We start from the raw sequence: 22,064 nt of genomic DNA, 5'->3' as shown, positions 1-22,064 counted from the left end.
CCGGCCATGGCGCGCGCCAGCGGTTTCCCGTGCAGGTCTCGCGATGGCGGTACAGCAGCGGAGTACAGCAACCACGGTGACCGTAGTCGAAAAAAGGCTGATCGCGGGGGGTCAGTGCAGTGCAACCTCACCCGCGTGGACGGCACGCATGGCGCGCTCGACAGTCTCCTGGTTTTCGCCGACCGGAGCCACGTAGCCGATGACGTCGCGCGCGGGATCCTCCCCGAGCATCCGGGTGATCACCCACGTGGCAAGGTACTGGGACGCCAGGCAACCGCCCGCCGTAGCGATGTTCCCCTCGGCGTGGAACGGCGCGTCCAGCACGGTGACGCCGCAGGCTTCTGCAAAGGGCCGGGTCTTCATGTCCGTGCAAGCCGGCATGCCGTCCAGCAACCCCAGCCGGGCGAGCACCAGCGCGCCGGAGCACTGGGCACCGATCAGCTGTCGCGAAGGGTCGAGCCGCAGCCTGGAAATCAGCCGGTCGTCGGCGACCACTTCTCGCGCCTTCACGCCACTACCGATCAGCACGACCTCGGCTTCGGCAACGAACTCCATCGGGCGCTGCCCTGTCACCTCGACGCCGTTCATCGACGTGACCACCGGCGTCGGCGTCGTAATGAAGGCTTCCAAGCCGTCCTTACGGCATCGGTTGATCAGCGCGGAAGCGATGAAGCTGTCGAGCTCGTTGAACCCGTCGAAGGTGACCACTGCTACCTGCATCACAACTCCTTCAAGTACGGCGCCAGCTCTGCAGTCTCCCTGGCGCGCCGTTCCGGGGCGAGGGCCAATCAGCGGCCGGTGGCATGCCTACCAGCGCCTTGCATTCCGAGCTCCGAGCTCCGAACTCCGAGCTCCGAGCTCCGAGCTCCGAGCCGGAGCATCGACTCACTGGCTGCTTCTCTGGACTACTCGGGTCCCGGACCCTGCCTGGCGGGACTGTCGAGCCGTGCCGTTCCCAAGAGCGGCAGTTGGGTGTCCAGCTGCGTGACAACGCCGCCGTACAGCGGCGGACAACCGCTCACATGCGGGCCATCGCAGCAGGTGAGACGCATAGCAGCCCAGGTCGAACGCCCAGCCAAGTCGCTTCGGGACAATGTGGCGGCATGGCGCGCTGCCGCCCGGCGTCGATGGACGCAGCGTTCTTCTTCATCAGTCGACGGCCTTCAAGTCGCCCAAGACGGCTCCGAGGCCCAGTTCGGTGGCACCACGGGTCTGGAAGCCCTGCTTGAACAGCTCAGCCGTGCGCTGCTGTACTCCCTCGCCTCGGACGAGTTGCTGGAACAGCGCGGCGTCCGCGCGTACTTCGGCAGGAGTCGGCAGGCTGATGGCGTTGACGGCCGACTTGGCTGCGATCAGCGCATCGCGGGGGAAGCCGCTCATGCGCGCGGCGATGCCTGCTACGAACTCGTCCAGTTCGGCGTCAGGGACCGCACGGTTGACCCATCCGTAGCGTTCGGCGAGGTCTGCGTCGAAGTCCGACGACGTCAGTACGGCTTCGAGTGCTCGGCCCCGGCCCAGCAGACGGGTGAGATGCTGAATCGCGCCCGCGCCGGGGGGAGCTCCGATTCCCACTTCGGGCTGGCCCAGGATGGCGTTCTGCCGGGAGGCGAAGCGCATGTCGCAGGCAAGGAGAAACTCACTGCCCGCTCCCCGGGCGCGGCCGCGCAGCTTGGCGATGGTGACGGCAGGGAGCCGGCTCAGCTTGCGAAACAGCATTCCCAGGGAGGCATCGCCGGGGCCTCCGGCCTTCGCGGCCTCAGCGGTGTACTCGGGGACTTTCGTCATGTCGACGTGCGGGAAGAAGAAGTCGGCGTCCGCGCTGTCGAAGATCACCACGCGTGGGGCGGTCCGTTGTGACAGTTCCTCGAGCAATGCGACCAGGTCCCGCACGACCTCGGGACCGATGAGATTCATCGGCGGCGCGTTGAACGTGGCGGACAGGACGTTGCCGTCCAGCCTGGTCTTGATGGTTTCGTACGAGGCGGTCATCCCGGTCTTCCTTTCGTCGCACAGCCCCGTACTTGGCGTGGACGCGGTGCAGGGTGATGTCGTGGGATTCGGCGGCTGCGACGACCTGGCACGGGGATGGTGACCAGGCCGGAGCTGATGGCGTCGCGCCAGATCGCTCGGGGCATGACAGTGACCCTTTCATGCAGGTTTGCCATGTTATGCCGTCCCTGGCCAAGGGGTCCCCTGTGTGGTTCCGACCCACCTGGAATCGAACACGGGCCCGAACGGACGTCAGGGCAGACTGATCGAACTCCTCAAGCAGTGGCCACCGGCCGTGCTCGATGCGTGCCCGCCGAGGCGGAGAACCACGGCCAATGGCTGGTGCTGGGCCACGCAGCCAGGTTGGATCCAGTGCCCATTGAGCCTGGCCAGGAGCCATACCCGGTCACAGAAGCACGGTAACTCCCAAGCTCAGAGAAAACGGGTTCGATCCCGTCACCCGCTCCACAGGAAAGCCCCAGGCCGGCGGCCGGGGGCTTCTTTGCTGTCCAGACCGGTTCAGGCGTCGCGCACCAGATCTGTGCCAGATGCCTCATCGCCAAGGGCGGACGAGCGCATTCGCAGGCTTGACAGCGCATCCCGACCCTCAGATTGATGGACGGCTCCGAAACGCCTGACAACAATGCGACGGATTGGGAACGGGTGGGTTCCGCGGTCACAGGCATCATCGGCATCGTAGGCGTGATCTTCACGTGGCCAGCCGGAGCCCAGGGCCGGAAGCACGCTGAGCACATGGTCGCCCGAGCCCATGCGGCCGAAAATCAGGAGGCTTGTCGGCGAGAACGCCGTGAGGCATATTTCTGCGCACTACGGGCACAAACTGGGTTACCGCCTGCGGTGCGGACATTGTGGGCGAGATGGGTCGGCCCTGCAGCCCGTACGGTGGGAAGGTGACGCGCCTGATCGTGGCAGCAGGAGGAGGAGGCGACGCAGTCGCCGCCGCAATGCTCGATGCCGTCCTCTACGGCGGCCGGAGTCCGGCGGTGATCCTCACGTACGCGTGGGACCGCCTCTTGATCGATCCTGTACCGGGCCCACGGGGGCCGGCCAACTTCACCGGTCTCCGCCCACTCACCAGAAGCGTTCAGGCTGTCCCCGCCGACGCGAAGCCGGTAGCCCCCGCAGGGTCCACACTCCCCCGGCTCGCTGCCGAGCTCCCGCACACCTTCGCGCTGATCGACCCGCACCACGGTGCCGAGGGCATCATCCGCCAGCTCGAAGAACTCACCGAGCACCTGGCCCCCGAGTCCATCGATCTCCTGGACGTCGGAGGCGACATCCTCGCCAAGGGGGACGAACCAACCCTTCTCAGCCCGCTCGCCGACGCCCTCACGCTCGCAGCATGCTGCCAAGTCAACGCCCCCGTAAGGCTCCTGGTCGCCGGTCCCGGCCTGGACGGAGAGCTATCGGCCGACGACCTGCGCGACCGCATGGGACCATCCGTCCAGACACTCACGGCCGAGCACGTCGAGCCGGTCAGTTCTGTTCTGGAATGGCACCCGTCCGAAGCCACGGCCATGCTCGCGGCCACCGCCCGAGGAGTCCGCGGCCTGTGCGAAGTCAGGGACGCCGGCCTGCCGGTCCCGCTCACCGACGAGGGCCCCACCGTTCACGAAGCCGACCTGGACGACGCCCTCAACCGCAACCAGCTCGCCCGAGCCATCCGCGAGACCGAAACCCTCGACGAAGCCGAGCAGCACAGCCGCGAAATCTGCGGCTACTCGGAGATCGACTACGAGCGCAACAAAGCCACTTGGCTCGGAACCCAGCAAGAACAGAAGCTCGACCCTGACGCCGCGCTCAGCCAACTCGACCGGTTTGAGGCCGAAGCACGCACCCGCGGCATCACCCACACCACATTCCGCCGCATCACCGAGGCCCTCGGCCTCAACGGCAAACAGCGCCAGGACCTGAGAGCTCTCCTGATCAACAGCCGTCCAGAGCAGTACGCATCCCCGCTCTGGCGCATCTCATCTCAGGGACCGCCGACTCGGGTCGGGACCTGAGCCGGTCATCCGAGCGCGTGCGTTGCCGCGCGAATGGCGCTGGGGTGGTGGTTGAGGAGGTCGGTGCCATCGGCCCACTGGTCCACGCCTCCCACCAGGAGATCCTGCTCGAGCAGCGAGCTCTTCTCGCCGCGACCCACACGCAGTCTGAGCAGGCGCAGCAACTTCTGACCTGCAGAAGCCCTTTCAGTCCGGCCTGCCCCGTTCATCATCCGTCGAGAAGAAACCGGCTCTCCCGCGCGGCATCGAGGAATCCCCCGTACCGGAATTCACCGATGCGCGCCCTGCGACGGCTTCTCAGCGACTCCGGTCGGACGATCGTGAAAGGGTGTCGGGGGCGAGCGTTGCGAACGATCTCCGCCCCGGACGCACAGCGTTGGGCATGCAACAAGGAAAGACCGGCTGTGGCTCCGATGGGTGTGGCAAGGAATGTCGGGCAGCCTATGAGTGCCTCCCCCTTGGAGACACCTGCCGCGCTGTCACTGATCACCACATCGACACGGATGCCGACCCTCTCGGACAGCCTCGCGGCGAGCTCGCTTGCGGCACGGTTGGGATCGGTCGGCCCGAGGATGTACTCAGAATCCGCCGCTCCGCGATCCAGCATGACGACGTCCCGCACACCGGCGTCAGGAAACTCCGCGCACAAGGTCGCACGGAGTTCTTCGCGCCGTGCTGCGGTCCCGATATCGGGCGCCGCAGCCAACCGCACAACCCGCCGCTGCTCCAGGGAGACGACCTTTGACGCCACCACGACGATGTCACCATCCTCGCCGGCCGCCACCTCGGCTACGACGTCCGGCGCGAGGATGTCGTCCCCGGAACGGATGGGCGGAGATTCGACCGGCACCATGACGTGAGTGACGCCGCTGCCTGACCCCAAAGCCGCGGCCAGGCCTTTCAGGCACTGCCCGATCATCTCGAGATCGCTACGCTCCACTAGGTCAGCCCCCGGCTTTGTATGTCGACACTGTCACTCGAAAACGGCCGGTCCGTGATGGATCGCGTCGTGTAGTCCTGTGAGGTGAAGTGACACCGGGTACCGGATTTCTCGTCGTACGCCGAAAGATGCAGCACGAGATGGGCACCTGGAAATCGGGCCAGCAGTTGCTCGAGAGGGATCGGCGGATCCTGGTTCAGACACTCGCGGACAGCGTCGGGCAGGCCGCGCACCTGGAGCGGATCGATACCATCGGTTTTGATGGTGATCACGCGAGATCTTCCGGGAGCCAGTCTCGGCAGTGGAACATCCAGCGTTCTGAGGGTGGCCAGTTTGGTATTCCCGTTGGAACCCGCATCGGGCAATTTCAACATGCATACCGCACTGAAATCCACGGCAGCGCGACGGCCCGTATTCATGATCTTCACCCGGTATTTAACCGGCCCTCCAGGGAGCCGCGCTTTACTTATGGCCGAGGACCAGACAACCTTCGGCGCCAGGCCCTTGGTGAGCCAGATCCAGAACAGGTACGACGATGCAATGCCGGTGACGACAGCAAGGAGCGAGGAGATGGCAATTTCGCTCATTTCGTCCCACTGTATCGGCCCTGCCACAAAGGAACACTGAATACTTCGGGAGCAGAGTGCACGTGTCCCCAGAGCCCCTGCTCCCCGAAGGACTCTCCGTGGTCGGCGGTGACTATGAAGTCGAACGGACCCGGAAGCAGCCCGAACAGAACGCGCAGCTTGGCATCCACGAGGGCTACAGCGTCCACCTGACACTCCGACAGTTGGGCCATGAGCCGCTCGAACCGAGTGTCCTGCCGAATCGGTTCCTTGGCGTTTCTGGCATGCGCATAGAGGCGCTGCTGCCGCAGAATCGAATCAGGAGCCGAGTATGGGGCGTGCGTCTCCGCCGCATTGACAAAGAGAAGCCATGGCTCCGGCTGTCCGGGCAGGACCGCCGCGATTTCCTGCGGATGAGAGAGAGCAAAATGCGGCGCTTCCCAGGCCGGCAGGTCGACATCATCCGGACAATAGGTGGGCCCCCAGTAGAGGAACTCATCAAATCCCTCACGTAACTGAGGGCCTGTGAACCAGCGCACGCCGCCCGCGCCAACCGTACGATAGCCACGCCGGCGGAGGCCGTCGATCATGTTCACGCCCGCCGAGAAGCCACGTCCGCGGCTCTTCAACAGACCAGGTCTCCGAGCCGTTGGTAATTTCCGTAGCGCGATGGGTGACTCAAGACCGCGCACACGGTCCGCCAGCGGAAAGTAACCCGAGAACATAGCCGTATGCGCGGGCAGGGTGAAGGTTGCATGCGCAAGTGCCGGTTCGAGGACGGCCAGGGCATCAAGAAATGGAGTATCGGCATGCAATGCACTGTCGTACCTGCAACTGTCCAGCGTGACAATCAGAAGCGAATGGGCCCCGTCGTACTCCGACATTTGCCCCCCTTGGCAGCGATCCACCCCTGTCCGGGACAGCTGGCCAGGCTGAGCGTAGCGGCTGCTCGTGAGCGTGTCCGCCCATCGGTCAGAGTAAACGTGCGCGCGCCATCCCTCGAGAACATGCAGGGAATGGATCTGCGATCCTTGTCTCGCAATGAGTGCAAGCGCTCACCGGGCTTGCGAGCGAAGGCGAAGCATTCGGCGGCCTCGGGAGAGCCGGTCCGAACACTACGGACTTTCAGGGGCCATCGCCGCAGCTCAGAGGGCGCCGACCGGTCTCCGAACCTCATTCCAATTACTTGGGTACGAAGAGGCCGGCCTGCGTCGGTCCAGACAGCGGCAGCTTGATCACACAACCGTTCCGTTCACACCCGGGCCGCCGCCTGGATGCGTCCTGCACGACACCTCTGGCACGGGCCACCTGGCAAGCGCACCCATGAGGGCCAGACCAACCATTCACGCACCTCAGACCTCAAGTGACGCCAAAACGCCGGTGATTCCCAAGCTCGGAGCGCGGGTTCGATTCCCGTCACCCGCTCCGCGCAAAAGCCCCGGGCCGGCGGCCCGGGGCTTCTTTGTCGTACAGGCCGACTCACCGCCCAGCGAATGGCCGTTCGCACCCTCCCGGCCCTGTGACGGAGCACTGGCAGGGCACAACCTCGCCGCCCTGCCTGAGTACGGAGTTCAAAGCGATTCGAGCAGTCCGAGCCGGTCCGCAACGTATCGGTGGAACTGCCACAGCGGGCGCTCGCGGCCATCGCTGGGCCCGTCTGGTCACCCGTCGACCGCTCACCGTCCTGCTGACCGTGATCCCCAGCAGCGCCCCGGACAGCACGGCCACCGGCAGGCTCGTCTCCGCCATCCGCGACCTGTCGCCCCCTGCGGGGGCCACGGTCTCCGTCACCGGCCGTACGGCCATCAACCTCGACATGTCGACCAAGCTCGGCAAGGCGCTCGTCCCCTATCTCGCGCTGATCGTCGGCCTCGCGTTTCTCCTGCTCGTTCTCGCTTTCCGCTCGATCCTGGTCCCCCTCAAAGCGGCCCTGGGCTTTCTGCTCACCCGCGGGGCCACCTTCGGATCCGTCGTCGCGGTCTTCCAGTGGGGCTGGCTGAGCGCTGCGCTCGGGGTTCAGACGACTGGACCCATCGTCAGCGTGATGCCGGTCTTCCTGGTCGGGGTCCTCTTCGGTCTCGCCATGGACTACCAGGTCTTCCTCGCGACCCGGGTCCGCGAGGAGTTCGTCCACGGGGCCCCGCCCACTCAGGCCGTCGTCGCCGGCGTCGGCCATGGCGCCCGGGTCGTGACCGCCGCCGCGATCATCATGATCAGCGTGTTCGCGGGGTTCGTCCCGTCGACCGACCCCATGATCAAGATGATGGGCTTCGCCCTGGCGGTCGGAGTGGCCCTGGACGCGTTCGTCGTCCGGATGGCCGTCATACCCGCTCTGCTCGCCCTGCTCGGCCGCAGCGCCTGGCGGCTGCCCCGGTGGATCGACCGGGTGCTGCCCGATGTGGACATCGAGGGTGCACGGCTCGTCACTCATGCACCGGCCACCGACGCTCCACCGGCCGAACTCGTCCGCAACTGACCGCACCGGGGTCCCGGCCGCATCGGCCGGGACCCACGGCGCGCTGTCGGCCCCGGGAACGGCATAGCGCCTGCCAGCGGTGGTTTGTTAGGCCACGAGACGCGCCGGTGCAGTCGGAGTACGGCCGGGTGCTCTCACTCGAGGACGCCGTCGGCACCAAGGTTCGCGCGCCGGCCGACCGGGGCCCGGCGCGCGATCCGGCCGACGACAGGGACTCCGTGGCGCGGCCATTTGCTCTGTGAACGTCGGGGCATCCAGGTTAGGAGGACACTGGGCGTATGGCCCTACCCAAATCGCATCTTTGCTCGGCGTGCTCTGACGGCACCGCGCGGGACACAGTCCTTCATCAAGACCTCGTCGTCGGAGCACCTCTGTCCATGGAAGATCTCACCGACGCACAGCGCCTTGACCGGTTCGCCCGCAAGTACGCCCACGACGGTTGCCAGGTCACAGAGGTCCTGCGGGTCCCGCACGACAGCTTGAGCGGCTACGCCTGGTCCGTCCGCTTCACCGAGAGTCCGTGACGAGTTGATCATCGGACAGAGGCTCAACGGTGGCGCAACACCAAGGCCCGCCACCCCGACCTGGCCGCCCAACACCGAGAACGTGCCCGCATCCGGAGCCAGTGGGCATCCACTGCGGCGGACACCCGCTCAAAGCCGTGCGACCGGCCGCCGGCAATCGGCGCCAGTTCCCGGATGACCGATCACCGCCAAGAACTCCGGGCGAGCCGGCACCGGACGCGAACTCACCTTGCTTCCGCTCAGTCCTGCTTGGCGGACGAGCACACCCTGGGCCGTGCCGCGGTCCAGGAGTACCTGGACCACAACGAGAAGGGGGCTCGCCATTCGGGTGTCTACAGCGGGATGAGCCTCCAGCCCATGCTGCTGACCGACTTCACCCAGGAGGCCGTGAGGTTGGGCTGGCTGCAGCCGCGGTTCTTGCCGCCGACGTAGACGGCGGCCGCGCCGTAGGAACCGGTGTTCCATGCCTTCATCGCGGACAGCGAAGGCGCGGTGCAGGTGTCGAAGGCGTTGCCGGTGAACGTCTTCTGGGCGGGCCACGTCGTGGCCGCCATGGAGGTCTGCGCCGCGATCCCGCCTCCGGCGACCACGGCGGCGCCTGCTACGGCCCAGGCGATGTAACGGCGCCTCTTAGACATCCGATGTCTGGACATCCCACCCCATTCATGACACACAAGCACGCCTCGGGACGTGCTGACCAAAGATGAATCGGACCCCGTAGTAGCCCTTGATTCGGCGCACGTCCGGCACAGCGACGAACGCGTGCTCGGCCCCCGGCGCCGGGAGCGGATCGCACCGTAACCGACGCCGGCACTGCACTCGGGAAACCCCTTACCTCAATCGCCACAAGATTCCCTCAAGGCACAGCAAAGACTCCTGCCGACCGGCGAACGACCCATGAGAGGACCGAAATTGTGCGATCCCCGGACCTGTGGGTCAGCTGTGCGCTAAGGGCGCGTCCCGGCCGCTGCGCCTGCGTCGGAGTGCAGGACCACAAGGTCGCCGTCCGCCTCGGGGTGCTCTGATCATGACCACATGACGTTCTGTTCCTATCCGATCTAGGCTTCAACCATGGGTGTGAAGGGGTGGCCAACACCGCGGGAGTGATGGAGATGTTCGACCTGTCTTCCAAGTTGTCGGACGTCCCGGCGATACCGGGTCGGCCACCTTGGCCCCATCATGAATACGTCAAGGGTTGGGGTGTGTTCGGGCTTCCCTTCGACTCCGGACACGTACTCGCGCTGCGCGTCTTCCCGGAGAACTCCTTCGGCCCTTACCGCACTCTGTGGCATCGCGACCCGAGCGGCAGCTGGTCGATCCACGTCGACGGTGCGCGGCTCGACACAGCGTGCCCCAGGTACTACGGCGCGGCCTGCGACCGCACGGGATACGCCCACATCGGGCTCACCTGGACGGGCCCGGCCTCCCTGCGAGTCACGATGGATTCTCCGCCTCTGGACTGGACCCTCACCGCCTCCTCGACCCGGCTCCTCACCATCCTCAACAGCATCAGCGCGGCACTACCGCTCGCCACCTGGCGCCCTCGATCTCTGGTTCGGACTCGGGAGCGATTGGCCCGCGCGCTGGGGATGGGGCATCTGCAGCTGTACGGCGTGATGCCGAGCGGCCACACCGGAACGCTCATGCCACAGCAGATGTACTTCGTCGACGACTCACGAGCCACGCTCGACGGCGTCGATCTCGGACTCCCCGTCCAGCTGCAGGACAATCCGCGGATCGGTGAGGTGCCCTTGCCGGCCCGCGGCGTCCTCGCCATCGGCCAGGCAGCCTGGCAGATCCTGGACCAGGCCGAATACGAACGCACCCGGTCCGAGACCGCCCGGCAGACCTAGAAAGCGTCCAGGATGCGTCGGCAGGCGGTGCCGCCGCGGTGGGCTGTACGGCCGGCGCACCTCCGTCCGGGGAGACCTCGGCGACGTTGCGGCGAGTGCCCCAGCCGGTCTTGACGCAGGTGACGATGCCGTACCAGCACAGTCGGCGGAACCAGGTCCACGCCATGGTGATCGCCAGTGGCATCAGCAGCCAGGCCAGGGCCCGGCCCGGGGGCGGCCCCGCTCATCGGTGCGGATGATGCCGAGGCCCGTGGGACAGGGGTTCTGTACCCAAGGCGCGGGTCGCGCGGAATGCGAACCCGAGTGCTGAGGTTGTCGTGTTGGTGAGCGATTCGTCCTCTGATGCCGTTTTCCACCCGCTCGATCGGGAGTCCGTCCGCGAGCGGCTGGCGGCCGAACGTGCCGGCACGAACGCGCAGATCGCGGCGTTGAGCCGTGACTTCGACGGGATCGTCGAGGCGAATGCCCTGGTGGCGGTCGACGACGAGCACGACCCGGAGGGGTCGAGCACCGCCTTCGAGCGGGCCCATGTCGCCTCATTGCTGGCACAGGCACGCGGCCACCTGGCCGATCTGGATCGAGCGCTGGAACGGCTGGAGCGAGGCGCATACGGACGGTGCGAGGGGTGCGGCGAGTGGATCCCGGCGGAACGCCTGGAGGTGCGCCCGGCGGCGAGCACCTGCGTGCGCTGTGCCGCGGCCCGCCCCCGCTGACCTCTGTCACCGAACCGGATCGAGGACCGCTCGGACGAACTCAGCCGGCGGCAGGTGGCGTTGCGCGTGGACGTAGGTGCCCCGCCTTCCAGGAGCTGCACGGCGTGCCGCGGCTCGCCGACCTCAGGCACCAGCGACGGGCTCGAGCCGATTCGGGCAGCTGATACGCGGCGGGTGCAAGGTCATACACCCGATCGGTACCGGCTCTGCCGACGCCGCGTCCACGTCAGGCGGTCTGGTCCGCCAGGGATCTCACGCGGAAGGCGTGGACCACCTCAACCACACCGAGGATGATCAGCCACAGGCCGGCGACCAGGGTGAGGGCGGCGAGCGAGCCGAACGGGGAGACGATCAGCACGATGCCCGCCAAGATGGTGATGACGCCGAAGAACAGCTGCCAGCCTCTGGCGGGCAGCCCTTCGGTGGAAGCCGCCACGGCCACCAGCATGATCCCGCGCAGCAGCCAGCCGAATCCGATCCACAGGGCCAGCAGAAACAACGACTGCGTCGCTCCGCGGAAGCAGATCAGCCCGAGCAGCACGCTCAGCGCTCCGGTGACGAAATGCAGCACTCTCATGCCGCCGGGCACGTGCGAGCCGAAGGCGCCCGCCAACTGAAAGACGCCGTTGGCCAGCAGGTAGATACCGAACAGGACGCCGACCACCGCCAGCGTCGCGCCCGGCCAGACGAGTACGCAGACGCCCAGAGCGATCGCGGCAATTCCGGCGGTGAGAAGGACCTGCCAGGCGGCCTTGGCGAGGGCGCCGAGGGCGCCTCCTGACGCTTCACCGAAGGGGTCGGTCATGGCACCCGCCTTTCGCGGACAGGCATGGAGACGTGTGACGCAACCATCTTCTGTCGCTTCGGACACCCCCGCACGGCAGGAGCCGCTGGCCGAGTGCGACCGTCCGGTACCGATCGGACCCGCCGCTACCGGTCGGACGGTGGCCCCGCAGGCAGCCGCCGGTCATTGCGGAGACCAGCAAATCCCAGGTGGGCCGATGCCCTGCCCGGCGTTCTATTTGGTTCCGCGGACGACATAGAGCCCGCGAATGCGCTCGACCGTGAATTCGCTCAGGCCGAGGTCCCTGCACCAGCGCTCGAGCCGGCGCCGCGGCTGTGGTCGCTCGAATTGAGGCGAGAGCCAGTCGAAGGTGTCCAGTACCGACCAGGTCCGCAAGGTTTCGGTGTCGGTCAGCCCGATGTGGCGGTGATTGGCGACCGGGACCAGCCGGGTCAGGTAGTTGCCCACCCGCGGCACTGAGCCGAGGAGCATGGAAACCGGCAGCAATCGCGGCGTGATGGATTGGACAACGCTATAGAGCCTGTTGGGAGGAATGCGCTTGGTGACGGGCCGCAGGACTTGCCGGAGATGCGGATAGGCGACGATCGCCGCGTACACGTCGATGCAGAATTTTCCACCGGGCCGCAGGTAACGGAAGATCGTCTTGAAGGTCCGCTCAACGTCAGGCGTGTGCTGGATGACCCCGAGGCAGACGAGGTAGTCGAACGACTCATCCACCAGGGGAAGGTCGTAAATGCTGGCCTGAAGCAGCCTCAGGTCGGCGAATCGGCCATTGGATGCGGCGTTGGCGTCCACCGCGCTGGAGATGTCGAAGGAGGTTACGGCAGCGCCGGTCTGGCACAGGACCTCGGTGAAGCGTCCGGCGCCGCTTCCGCACTCAAGAACCTCGCGGCCCTGAAGTTCGTCGGCGGTCCAGCCGCTCTCCCGGAGCAGGCGGTCCCTGGACACGGGGAGCCCCACGTACGAGTCGAGCTGGGTAAGCCGATGCAAATTCCATTGATACCCGAACGAATTCCCGTAATTGTCCTCGGGAACGAACCGCGGGATCCCGTCACGCACCGGATAGGTCCGTCTGCACCTTTCACAGGTCAGCGTGCTCTTTCCGTGAAGCCGCGCACGGCAGTTCGGACAACGAAGCGTCTCGAACCAGCAACAGTCTCGGTTCTTCTCCGCGAGGCCGTCAGCCAATCTCCTGTGCATGCAGGACACGCTAACTGATCGTTCGCTTTTAGCGGGCAAGGATCCGCGTGTCGTTTTCTTGGCCGCTTATTGCGCGACGAGTCAGGCATGCAGCCGACTTGGCCAAGGCAGGTCGCAACTCAGGAAGAAGTGGGCGCCGGTGCCCGCTCGTTGGAAATCCGAATTGCACGTCCATCGGCGTGCGCAGGACGAACTCACCGGAGCCGGCGATGGTGTGAACGCCGGTCAGATGGGCGTCGACCCAGCCCTCGCCGGTCTTTTCCTCCTCAAGGCAGCCCTGCGCCTACCGGTTGGGGTCCGCTCCGGCGCGCGGCACCCGCCGAGCACCGGAGCGTGCGGGGCTCGCCCGACCGCGGTGGCGCAGGTCCGCTGCGCAGGACCGGCGGCCGGGCACACCGTCGACGTCAGCCGAGGGGGTTGGTCTTGTCGCGCAGGGCGTCCAGAGCGGGCGCGTACATGCGGGCCTTGATGGTGCCGAGGGTGGGGCCGGCCTTGCCCACCTGGGCCTGGGCGATCTCCACCGCGGTCCGGCGCACGGCGTCCTCCTCCACCGCACGGTCGACGACGGCGGCGGCCAGGGCGTCGTTGCCGCCGAAGCGGCGGGCGGTGGTCATGGCCTCGTGTGCTGTCTGCGGGGTCAGTCGGCCCTGGATCAGGGCGGACATGCCCGGGGTGAAGGGGATGTTGATGTCGGCTTCGGGCAGGCACCAGTAGCCGCGGTCGGCGCGCATCACCCGGAAGTCGTGGGTCAGGGAGAGCATGGCGCCCGCGGCGAAGGTGTGGCCCTGCAGGGCGGCCACGGTGACCACCGGCAGGGACAGCATCCGTGCCAGGAGCTCGTGGACGGTTATGACGTAGTCCTGGTGCTGGTCGGCGTGGGCGAACAGCCAGTCGAGGTCAAGGCCGTTGGAGAAGAACTTCCCCGTCGCGGCGGTCACCAGGGCGCGGGGCCCCTCCGCCTTCTCCACCTCGTCCAGGGCTGCGTTGACGGAGGCGATCCAGTCGGGGTGGAAGCGGTTCTCGTCGTCCCCGAGGTCGAGGATGAAGACATTGTCCTGGCGGTCGAGTATCGGCACGGTGGCTCCCTCAAGCTGGGCGTGGTCGGGGTGGTGACAGGTCAAGGCCCTGGCTCGTGACCGGTATCGGGCCGGTCGCGCAGGGCGTGGACCAGCAGGTCGTGGATTTCGCCGGCGGCCGCTTCCAGCGGAGCGGCGCTCCGCTCTGCCCGGCACATGATCACCGCGCCTTCGACCGCGGCGATGATGAAGGCGGCCAGCCTCATGCTCCGCTCCTCAGGCAGGCCGTGCCGGATGAACAGGGCAGCGAGCGCTTCCTTCCAGCGGGCGAAGACGGCGGCTACTGAGCGGGCGAGCTGCGGGGCGTCGTCGTTGGTCTCCACGGCCACCGCCACGATGGGGCAGCCGGCCCGGAAGTCGCTGTCGACGAGCCGGTCGCGCCACAGCGCGAAGAAGGCGTCGGTCGCCTTCAGGGGGTCATCGGCCTGGGCGGCGTTCTCGATCAGACCGGCGATGAAGTCACCGGCGTGCGCCACCGCCTCGTCGATCAGCTGCGACCGCCCGCCAGGAAAGTGGTGGTAGACCGAGCCACGGGGGGCACCGCTGTGCGCGAGCACGCGGTCGATGCTCGTGGCGCCGGCCCCGTGCTGGCGCAGCAGCTCGGCGGCACTGAGAACCATCCGCTCACGACTGTCGCTCTTCCGCGGGCTCACGCGCCCGCCGCCTCGGAGGCTGCCGGGCGTATAGCTGCGCCAGCGGCGATTGAGCCGTCGACCATGCCGGTGTGCCTCCTCATGTCGGTGAGCGGAGTTCGGACCTGGGCTACCGGTCGGTAACTTATGGTGCATGACATAGAACATGCAAGAGGTCGGGCATACCGGCTGTCCGCTGAAGGCACGGTCGACTTCTCACCCCGGGTATCGGGTTCCGTGCCCGGGGTGCCGTCATCGATCGCGCGGAGTTCAGCGGGGGCGTACCACCTGGACGGGTGAACGCCGTGTCCGCCGGCTGCGTGCGGAGGTTGACGGCCGCGGCGGTGGCCGGTGGGCCGGCGCAGGTCCCGCCGTGCGTCCCCGGTCCTGGCGGGGCCCCTTCTCCGCCCGGCCGCCTGTACGGCACTGCGTCGCGTGTGCGAAGAAACGTGCAGAACGGCCGTTACCGAAATCCTGTCCGCCGTCCGGATGATGCGCCGGGCGGCGCGACCGGTGGTGCGCCGGAGCACGCAAGGGCTTGCTGTTGATCATTGAACGGATCGGTGTAGCAGTCAGTGAATGTCAGGGCCACGCTCGCCGCACATGCGTGACCGATACAGACGCCTGTTACGGAAATGTCCGTAAACGGTAACGCACACCGATTGGGCTGCCGCCGGCCCCGGCAGCGCCCCAGAGTGTGGGTCCTCGGCCCAGCACGGACCGGGAACCCACACCGCACCACCAGCTCTTATCGGCCGGTGGAGCACCGTTCTTGAGGAGACGTCACCCATGTCCGCATCCCGCACCGCCCGCCGTATCGCCGCCACCGCCCTCGCAGCCGGCGCCGTCCTCTCCGCCGTCGCCCTCCCCGCCTCGGCCCACGACCGCGACCACCACCAGCAGCAGTCCCGGGTCGAGATCAGCGACGTACAGGCCGACAGCCCCGGACGCGACAACGGCACCAACCGGTCCCTCAACGCCGAATGGGTCGAGATCACCAACAACAGCCGCCGCGGCGTGGACCTGGACGGCTGGACCCTGCGCGACTCGGACGGCAACCGCTACCGCTTCGACGACGTCCGCCTCGCCGGCCGCGCCACCGTCCGCATCCACACCGGCTTCGGCCGCGACACCCGCACCGACCTCTACCAGGGCCGCCGCGACTACGTGTGGGGCAACCGCTCCGACACCGCAACCCTGCGCGACGCCCGCGGCCACGTCATCGACACCGAGTCCTGGGGCCGCGGCCACCGCCACTGACCCAGCCGGCCAGGGCCGTCCACCCGCCGGCACCGGACGACCCACCCCCTCATGAACCGTGTGCCCCGGGCAGCCTGACCTGCCCGGGGCACACACAACGCCCAGCCGCCGAAGTGGCGGGAGCGCCGGCCTCGGCCGGTCCGGGTGATGACACTCCCGCCTGTTCCATTCGGCGGAGCCGGCACGCCACCGACGAGATGCTCGACAGGCCGGCGCGCCAACCGGTCCCGCGGATCGTGGGCCCCTCCCCGCACCCCTCCCGTACTCGGCTATCCGGTCGCTGACGCACCGCGGGAGTGCCCGGCTGCCGCTCGGTGAGGTGATCGACCATGAATCTCCCCTTCCTCCCGTGAGCGCACCTGTTCCTCCCGTGAGCGCACCTGGCGGCGCAGCTCCACCCGGGCCGCCGGCGATCCGCCCCGCCCGGTGTCCCAGTACGGGTGCCAGAAGAGCACGGAGGACAACCGCAGCAGTCGGCGGCGCAGCTCCGTGTATGGGCCCTGGCCTTCGGCAAGCTCCGCATAGGTGCGGTACCAGTCGCGCTGTGCCTGCACCAGGTCGGACGGGAAAGAGGTGTGGGCCATGCCCGCAATTCAATCATGTGTTCGATTTAGTGCGCAGGGGAGATGACCGGCCCCCTTGGACATGCTGAAGCTTTTGGGGCGTTCTAGGCTGGCACTCCGGCGGTGGAGGAGGTGCCTCATGCCGAGGCCCGTGTGGAGTGGTGCGATCTCGTTCGGCCTGGTCACGATCCCTGTCAAGGTGCTGCCGGCCACCGAGAACCGCTCGATCAGCTTCCACCAGTACCACCTGGAGGACGAGGGCCGGATCCGCACCCGCAAGGTGTGCGAGATCGACGGCAAGCAGCTGCGGAGCGACGAGATCGGCAAGGGCTACGAGGTCTCCAAGGACACCATCGTCCAGGTCACCGACGAAGACCTCGACAGCATCCCGCTGCCCACCGCGAAGGCCATCGAGATCGTCGCGTTCGTGCCCGCCGACAGCATCGACCCGGTGCGCATCGGCGACTCCTACTACCTCGCTGCCGACGGGGCCGTCGCCGCCAAGCCCTACGTGCTGCTGCGCAAGGCCCTGGAGCGCAGCGCGAAGGTCGCCGTCGCCAAGTTCGCATGGCACAACCGGGAGCGCCTCGGACTCCTGCGCATCAAGGAGAACGCGATCGTCCTGCACTCCATGAGGTGGCCCGACGAGATCCGCGACCCGGCCGAGCTCACACCCAAGCCGGTCGAACTGGACGACTCCGAGATCGACGCCGCGATCCAGCTCATGGAAACCATGGCTGCCGACGACATCTCCGGCTACACGGACCACTACCGCGAAGCCCTCGAAGAAGTCATCGTCGCCAAGGCCGCGGGCAGGACCCCGCCCCAGGCGGAGAGCGGGCAGGAGCCCGCGGGGCAGGTCGTCGACCTGATGTCCGCCCTGAACGCCTCCGTCGCGGCAGCAAAGGAATCCCGCGGCGAGAGTGGCGGACACGCCACCGTCCACGACATGCCCAAGAAGGGCGCCGCGAAGAAGACAGCGGCCAAGAAGAGCACGGCGGCCGCCAAGAAGACCGCGTCCAAGAAGGCGCCCGCCAAGAAGGCCACCGGCAGGAAACCGAAGAGCGCCTAGAGGCCCATGGACTGCGCAGGCTGCACACCGGACCCCTTGCGCCCCTTGCGCCCTTCGCGCCGCGGGGCGGTGGCACGCGGACCGCACGAGCCTTGTGGTGACCCCGCCGGAGGACCGCACGAAAGACACGCCGCGAAGTCCAGGCTCGCATCCCCGCATTCATGACGACATGTCCGTGAGTGCGAGGTGCCACCGCCAGCAGATCTTTGCAGCAGCGTCACAAGGGCTGCGCATCACCTTCGGCGGGTGCCAGTAGCGTTAGAGCCCACTCGATCCCGCGTGCGAACTCGAAGCAGGTCGCCGGCGTCCCTGGCGGCGCAGTCAGCACAGAAAGATCGCAGATGGACTACTGCTCCTCGTGCCGCCGGAATCTCAATGGGGCGCTCGTGTGTCCGGGGTGCGGCGCATACGCTCCCGACATCGCCCCGCCGCCGGCCCATCGCCACCACGGCACGGTCGCCTCCACACCGGCGAGGCAGGCATGGCGCGAGGATGTCCCGGCCCCTGGGTCCTACCCCGGCACCCATCACTCCGATGCCGCACCGGTCGGCAGCGGAGCATCCGAGGGCGCGACGACGGATGCGGCGGGCACGGGCCGGGCCGCTCGGCGCCGGCAGCTGGCACGTTGGAAGAAGAACCGCCGTCGGGCCGTGGCCGCGACGGCCGTTGCCCTTGTCGGCGGCGGCCTGACTGTTGCCGCGCTGCCGACCACCAAGTCTTCCACCAGCCAGGCAGCCTCACCGCCGGAGCCGGTGACCGCGGCCACGCCCCGGACAGCGACCACCGAGTCGGCAACCGACTCGGCATCGGAGCAGCCCGACACCGTGGCTCCCCGGCATCCCAGCACCCGCCCACCGGCAACCAGCCGGCAGCGGAGCGCCACCGTCGCCCTGCCTCCCACCGCGACGACGGGCGGACAGCCGAAGACCGCCGCCACGGCCCGGCCCACCGCCGCCCCGAGCGCAAGGCTGCACACCACACCGGAGCCGGCCAAGGGGACGCACGTCGGCAGCGCCGACGCCCCGGCCCCACCCGCCGCGACCACCGCGCCCGCCGCTGCTTCCACCGAACGCCCCAGTGCGGGCACATCGACTGTGAACGTTCTGCCGACAACGTCGGCGGGAGATCCGGCCTCACCGACGCAGCTGTGCCTGGTCGTCGTGTGCATCGGCTGATCCCTGCGCCGGAGTCAGGGACGGTCACTTCGACGTTTCGTGCGGCCCGGGCAACCTGTACCGCACCGTGCCGCAACCACGACGACCGCGGCTGACCGACACGGGCGCGTTCGATGCCCTCGGCGATGTCGCCGCCGCCCGGACCGGCGGCTGACGGCGCCACGCGCCCGTGGGTCAGGACAGGGCGGCGGTGAGCCCGATCGTCGTGCCCGTGAGGGCTTTGCTCACCGGACAGTTGATCTTCGCGTCCTCGGCCGCCGCCTTGAAGGCAGCCTCGTCGACACCCGGCACCTGGCCCTGCACCGTGAGGTGGATTCCGGTGATGCCGGTGCCCGGCTCGAAGGTGACCGCGACCTTGGTCGTGAGCTGCGTCGGTGGTGTTCCGGCCTTGGTGAGCGTGTTCGACAGAGCCATGGAGAAGCAGCTGGAGTGGGCGGCGGCGATCAGCTCCTCGGGGCTGGTCTTCCCTTGAGGTTCCTCGGCGCGAGAAGCCCAGGTCACCGGGAAGTGGCCGACTCCCGAGGAGTCGAGCGTGACCTCTCCCAAGCCCTTGAGCAGGTCGCCTTCCCACTCGGTGTGTGCGTTGCGCGTGGTGGCCACGACAGATCCCTCCTGCTGTACGGATGACATCTCGACGATCGTCGCCCTACGACGGGCCGAACCCGGCTCCGACGCGCCGTACCGCACGACTCGCCGGTCCCTCCGCCCGCGAGGGGCGTACGAGAGGACCGGCCTCGATCACCACCCATGCCGTGATCGAGAAGGTGGCACAGAACGCCGGGCGGCATAGCCTTGATGGGATTGCCACGCTTGCCCCGGCCCCGTGCCGCTGGGCGGCATCCGGCGGCGACTGCGGCAACCCGTGCCCACCCGTTCGAGCGGGTGGCCAGTAGCAACGCCGACGAGAGGACACGTCATGGGCACCTCGAGCCCCGACGAACACGCGCCCCCGACCGAGGCACCGTCCACCGGCGGAGCCCAGTCCGCAGCGGAGGCCGCGGACACCCGGGCCGCCCTGGTCGATCTGGCGAACAGCGTGGCCCTGTTGCCACAGGCACCGCCGGCCGAGGGCGAGGACGAGCGTCCCGAGGGCTCCATCGCCCTGCCGGTGATCGAACAGGACGGCACTCGGTACATCCCGGTCTTCACGACCGAGGACGCGCTGCTCGCGGCCGGGGTGGACCCCGGTACCGCGCTCCGCATCCCCGTCGTCGAGCTGGCCGCGAATTGGCCGGCGGACGACCTGTGGCTGGCGGTCAACCCGTCCACCGAGGAGGGGCTCGCCCTTCCCCCCGACCTGGTGCGGGCGCTGCCCGTCGTCAGCCGGGGCAATGAACAGGCCGCCCGGGTGGACGAGGCCGGTGCGGAGGGAGGTGGCGCCGGAGAGCCGGGTGAGACCCCGGCCGGATGACCTGCCCCCGTCCACCGTGCACCCCGTCCCCTCCAAGCTGCCGGAACCCGCCGGGTCATGACGGACGGCGTCAGCCCGGAGTCGCCGCTCCCTGGCCGTCATGGGAGGCGTCCGCCTGGAGTGCGGCCTTCGCGATGTTGCGGGCCATGCCGCCGAACACGACCGCATGGAACGGCGACACGCTCCACCAGTAGACATGCCCGAGCAGACCGTGCGGGTGGAACAGCGCCCGCTGCCGATAGCGGGTCCGGCCCTGCCCGTCCCGGTCGGAGCGCATCTCCAGCCAGGCGAGCCCCGGCAGGCGCATCTCGGCACGCAACCGCAGCAGCCGGCCCTGTTCGATCTCCTCCACGCGCCAGAAGTCCAGCGAGTCGCCCACCCGCAGCCGCGCGGCGTCCCGGCGGCCGCGGCGGAGTCCGGTGCCTCCGACCAGCCGGTCGAGCCAGCCCCGTACGGCCCAGGCGAGCGGGAAGGAGTACCAGCCGTTGTCACCGCCGATCCCCTCGATGACCTGCCACAGTGCCTTCGGTGACGCGTCGACGGCGAGCACGCGCCGGTCGGTGTAGAGGCTGCCCCCGGCCCAGTCCGGGTCCGAGGGCAGGGGATCGCTCGGAGCGCCGGGCAGCGAGGCGGAGGACCAGCGGGTGGTGACCTGAGCGTCACGTACGCGCCGAAGGGCCAGGGTCAGGGCCTGGTCGAAGCCGATCGGTGCACCGGGCGGGTCCGGTACGTACTCGGCGATGTCGTGCTCGCGGCAGACGACCTCGTGACGCAGCGACTCGGCCAGCGGCCGGGCGAGGGAGGCGGGAACGGGAGTGATCAGGCCGATCCACAGGCCGGAGAGACGGGGTGTGAGCATCGGTACGCGCAGGATGAGGCGGTGGGGCAGGCGGGCCACCACCGCGTACCGCCGCATCATCTTCTCGTATGTCACGACGTCGGGCCCGCCGATGTCGAACGCGCGGTTCACCTCGTCGGGCATCCCCGCGCTGCCCACCAGATACCGCAGCACGTCCCGGACGGCGATCGGCTGGATGCGGGTGCCGACCCATCTCGGGGTGACCATGGCCGGTAGCCGTTCGGTGAGGTAGCGCAGCATCTCGAAGGACGCCGAACCCGATCCGATGATGACCGCGGCGCGGAGCACGGTCGCCGGCACAGCCGCGCGGAGGAAGGTCTCGCCGACCTCGGCCCGGGACCGCAGATGGGGTGACAGTTCGCGTTCCGGCACACCGGCCGGGGTCAGCCCGCCCAGGTAGACGATGCGGCGTACGCCCGCGGCCTGGGCCCGCTCGGCGAACAGCCGGGCTGCCTTCCGGTCGGCTTCCTCGAAGTCGTCCCCGGCCCGCAGGGCGTGCACGAGGTAGTAGGCGACGTCGATACCGCGCAGAGCGTCACCGACCGAATCCGGATCGCTCACATCCCCGCGTACCACCTCGGCTCGTCCTGCCCAGGGGTGGTCGCGCAGCTTGTCGGGAGACCGGGCCATGCACCGTACGCGGTATCCGGCGTCCAGCAATTCGGGCACCAGCCGGCCTCCGATGTACCCCGTGGCGCCTGTCACCAGACACTGCGGGCTCTGTGTGTCCCGGCCGCTCATGGAAGCCTCCGATCCGCGGGAGTACGCCAATGCCACTCTCGCCCCTGTCGACGGATCCCGCTCATGGGGCGTCCGTGCGGTGAGCACGGTCGGGGTGGCAACGGTGGTCGCCGGATGATCGGTGCGAGCCGGGTCCGGCCACCGGCACACCGAGTCCGGGCGCACCGGCGCCCGGACTCGGT

21 protein-coding genes and 3 pseudogenes are annotated in these 22,064 nt (G+C 68.2%); 9 read left to right on the top strand and 15 right to left on the bottom strand.

The annotated features are described in order from the left end of the window. Window positions 1-111: 111 nt before the first annotated feature. Both OG966_RS21365 and OG966_RS21360 read right to left on the bottom strand, forming a co-directional pair. Window positions 112-720, bottom strand: coding sequence for a DJ-1/PfpI family protein (locus OG966_RS21365; RefSeq protein WP_326651353.1), 609 nt, complete (start codon window positions 718-720; stop codon window positions 112-114). Window positions 721-1,149: 429 nt separating this feature from the next. Then, window positions 1,150-1,989: an enoyl-CoA hydratase/isomerase family protein gene (locus tag OG966_RS21360; RefSeq protein ID WP_326651352.1), complete on the bottom strand. Its 840-nt coding sequence runs from the start codon at window positions 1,987-1,989 to the stop codon at window positions 1,150-1,152. A gap of 911 nt (window positions 1,990-2,900) precedes the next feature. Here OG966_RS21360 and OG966_RS21355 point away from each other — a divergent pair. After that, window positions 2,901-4,016, top strand: a complete 1,116-nt coding sequence (locus OG966_RS21355; RefSeq protein WP_326651351.1) for a DUF1152 domain-containing protein — start codon at window positions 2,901-2,903, stop codon at window positions 4,014-4,016. A 5-nt stretch (window positions 4,017-4,021) separates the two neighbouring features. Here the strand turns inward: OG966_RS21355 and OG966_RS21350 are convergent, their stop codons facing one another. The 4 genes from OG966_RS21350 to OG966_RS21335 all read right to left on the bottom strand — a co-directional run bounded on the left by OG966_RS21350 (window position 4,022) and on the right by OG966_RS21335 (window position 6,406). Further along, window positions 4,022-4,156, bottom strand: a complete 135-nt coding sequence (locus OG966_RS21350; RefSeq protein ID WP_326651350.1) for a hypothetical protein — start codon at window positions 4,154-4,156, stop codon at window positions 4,022-4,024. A 68-nt stretch (window positions 4,157-4,224) separates the two neighbouring features. After that, window positions 4,225-4,956 (bottom strand): coenzyme F420-0:L-glutamate ligase, encoded by a 732-nt coding sequence (locus tag OG966_RS21345; protein ID WP_326651349.1) that lies wholly within the window; start codon window positions 4,954-4,956, stop codon window positions 4,225-4,227. Next, window positions 4,956-5,543: a hypothetical protein gene (locus tag OG966_RS21340; RefSeq protein ID WP_326651348.1), complete on the bottom strand. Its 588-nt coding sequence runs from the start codon at window positions 5,541-5,543 to the stop codon at window positions 4,956-4,958. The genes OG966_RS21345 and OG966_RS21340 overlap by 1 nt, the downstream gene beginning before the upstream one ends. After that, window positions 5,540-6,406, bottom strand: coding sequence for a sulfatase-like hydrolase/transferase (locus OG966_RS21335; RefSeq protein WP_326651347.1), 867 nt, complete (start codon window positions 6,404-6,406; stop codon window positions 5,540-5,542). Before OG966_RS21335 ends, OG966_RS21340 begins: the two co-directional genes overlap by 4 nt. Before the next feature lie 794 nt (window positions 6,407-7,200). On the opposite strand from OG966_RS21335, the pseudogene OG966_RS21330 reads away from it, so the two are divergent. Together OG966_RS21330 and OG966_RS21325 are read left to right on the top strand one after the other, a co-directional pair. After that, window positions 7,201-7,998, top strand: a pseudogene (locus OG966_RS21330) (MMPL family transporter); the annotation flags it as partial. A gap of 377 nt (window positions 7,999-8,375) precedes the next feature. Then, window positions 8,376-8,522 (top strand): hypothetical protein, encoded by a 147-nt coding sequence (locus tag OG966_RS21325; RefSeq protein WP_326651346.1) that lies wholly within the window; start codon window positions 8,376-8,378, stop codon window positions 8,520-8,522. Window positions 8,523-8,857: 335 nt separating this feature from the next. Here the strand turns inward: OG966_RS21325 and OG966_RS21320 are convergent. Then, window positions 8,858-9,175 (bottom strand): annotated as a pseudogene (locus OG966_RS21320) (glycoside hydrolase domain-containing protein); the annotation flags it as partial. A 549-nt stretch (window positions 9,176-9,724) separates the two neighbouring features. Here OG966_RS21320 and OG966_RS21315 point away from each other — a divergent pair. Beyond that, window positions 9,725-10,375, top strand: coding sequence for a hypothetical protein (locus OG966_RS21315; protein ID WP_326651345.1), 651 nt, complete (start codon window positions 9,725-9,727; stop codon window positions 10,373-10,375). A gap of 323 nt (window positions 10,376-10,698) precedes the next feature. Beyond that, window positions 10,699-11,088: a TraR/DksA family transcriptional regulator gene (locus tag OG966_RS21310; protein WP_326651343.1), complete on the top strand. Its 390-nt coding sequence runs from the start codon at window positions 10,699-10,701 to the stop codon at window positions 11,086-11,088. Window positions 11,089-11,314: 226 nt separating this feature from the next. On the opposite strand, the gene OG966_RS21305 is transcribed toward OG966_RS21310, so the two are convergent. The 5 genes and pseudogenes from OG966_RS21305 to OG966_RS21290 all read right to left on the bottom strand — a co-directional run bounded on the left by OG966_RS21305 (window position 11,315) and on the right by OG966_RS21290 (window position 14,822). Then, on the bottom strand, window positions 11,315-11,893 hold the full coding sequence (locus OG966_RS21305; RefSeq protein ID WP_326651342.1) for an HdeD family acid-resistance protein: 579 nt from the start codon (window positions 11,891-11,893) through the stop codon (window positions 11,315-11,317). 213 nt (window positions 11,894-12,106) lie between these two features. Further along, window positions 12,107-12,952, bottom strand: a complete 846-nt coding sequence (locus tag OG966_RS21300; protein WP_326651341.1) for a class I SAM-dependent methyltransferase — start codon at window positions 12,950-12,952, stop codon at window positions 12,107-12,109. Then, window positions 12,953-13,093, bottom strand: a pseudogene (locus OG966_RS40845) (Trm112 family protein); the annotation flags it as partial. 404 nt (window positions 13,094-13,497) lie between these two features. Next, on the bottom strand, window positions 13,498-14,169 hold the full coding sequence (locus OG966_RS21295) for an enoyl-CoA hydratase-related protein (RefSeq protein ID WP_326651339.1): 672 nt from the start codon (window positions 14,167-14,169) through the stop codon (window positions 13,498-13,500). A 41-nt stretch (window positions 14,170-14,210) separates the two neighbouring features. Beyond that, on the bottom strand, window positions 14,211-14,822 hold the full coding sequence (locus tag OG966_RS21290) for a TetR/AcrR family transcriptional regulator (protein ID WP_326651338.1): 612 nt from the start codon (window positions 14,820-14,822) through the stop codon (window positions 14,211-14,213). Between the two features lie 768 nt (window positions 14,823-15,590). On the opposite strand from OG966_RS21290, the gene OG966_RS21285 reads away from it, so the two are divergent. Next, window positions 15,591-16,061, top strand: a complete 471-nt coding sequence (locus OG966_RS21285; protein ID WP_326651337.1) for a lamin tail domain-containing protein — start codon at window positions 15,591-15,593, stop codon at window positions 16,059-16,061. 269 nt (window positions 16,062-16,330) lie between these two features. Here the strand turns inward: OG966_RS21285 and OG966_RS21280 are convergent, their stop codons facing one another. Beyond that, window positions 16,331-16,645, bottom strand: coding sequence for a hypothetical protein (locus OG966_RS21280; RefSeq protein WP_326651336.1), 315 nt, complete (start codon window positions 16,643-16,645; stop codon window positions 16,331-16,333). A gap of 118 nt (window positions 16,646-16,763) precedes the next feature. On the opposite strand from OG966_RS21280, the gene ku reads away from it, so the two are divergent. Together ku and OG966_RS21270 are read left to right on the top strand one after the other, a co-directional pair. Further along, on the top strand, window positions 16,764-17,696 hold the full coding sequence (ku, locus tag OG966_RS21275; RefSeq protein ID WP_326651335.1) for a non-homologous end joining protein Ku: 933 nt from the start codon (window positions 16,764-16,766) through the stop codon (window positions 17,694-17,696). Window positions 17,697-18,037: 341 nt separating this feature from the next. Continuing rightward, window positions 18,038-18,871: an SCO2400 family protein gene (locus tag OG966_RS21270; RefSeq protein ID WP_326651334.1), complete on the top strand. Its 834-nt coding sequence runs from the start codon at window positions 18,038-18,040 to the stop codon at window positions 18,869-18,871. A gap of 174 nt (window positions 18,872-19,045) precedes the next feature. On the opposite strand, the gene OG966_RS21265 is transcribed toward OG966_RS21270, so the two are convergent. After that, window positions 19,046-19,471 carry an OsmC family peroxiredoxin gene (locus OG966_RS21265; protein ID WP_326651332.1) on the bottom strand — a complete coding sequence of 142 codons (426 nt, stop codon included), beginning with the start codon at window positions 19,469-19,471 and terminating at the stop codon, window positions 19,046-19,048. Window positions 19,472-19,787: 316 nt separating this feature from the next. Here OG966_RS21265 and OG966_RS21260 point away from each other — a divergent pair, with 316 nt between their 5' ends. After that, a complete protein-coding gene (locus OG966_RS21260; RefSeq protein WP_326651331.1) occupies window positions 19,788-20,282 on the top strand; it encodes an SseB family protein in 495 nt (164 codons plus the stop codon). Between the two features lie 70 nt (window positions 20,283-20,352). On the opposite strand, the gene OG966_RS21255 is transcribed toward OG966_RS21260, so the two are convergent. Continuing rightward, window positions 20,353-21,882 carry an SDR family oxidoreductase gene (locus OG966_RS21255; RefSeq protein ID WP_326651330.1) on the bottom strand — a complete coding sequence of 510 codons (1,530 nt, stop codon included), beginning with the start codon at window positions 21,880-21,882 and terminating at the stop codon, window positions 20,353-20,355. Window positions 21,883-22,064 lie beyond the last annotated feature (182 nt).

This window comes from Streptomyces sp. NBC_01750 (genome assembly GCF_035918095.1).
GTDB lineage: Bacteria > Actinomycetota > Actinomycetes > Streptomycetales > Streptomycetaceae > Streptomyces.
Note: the sequence above shows the minus strand (reverse complement) of the source record. Positions and strands in the feature narration are given on the sequence as shown.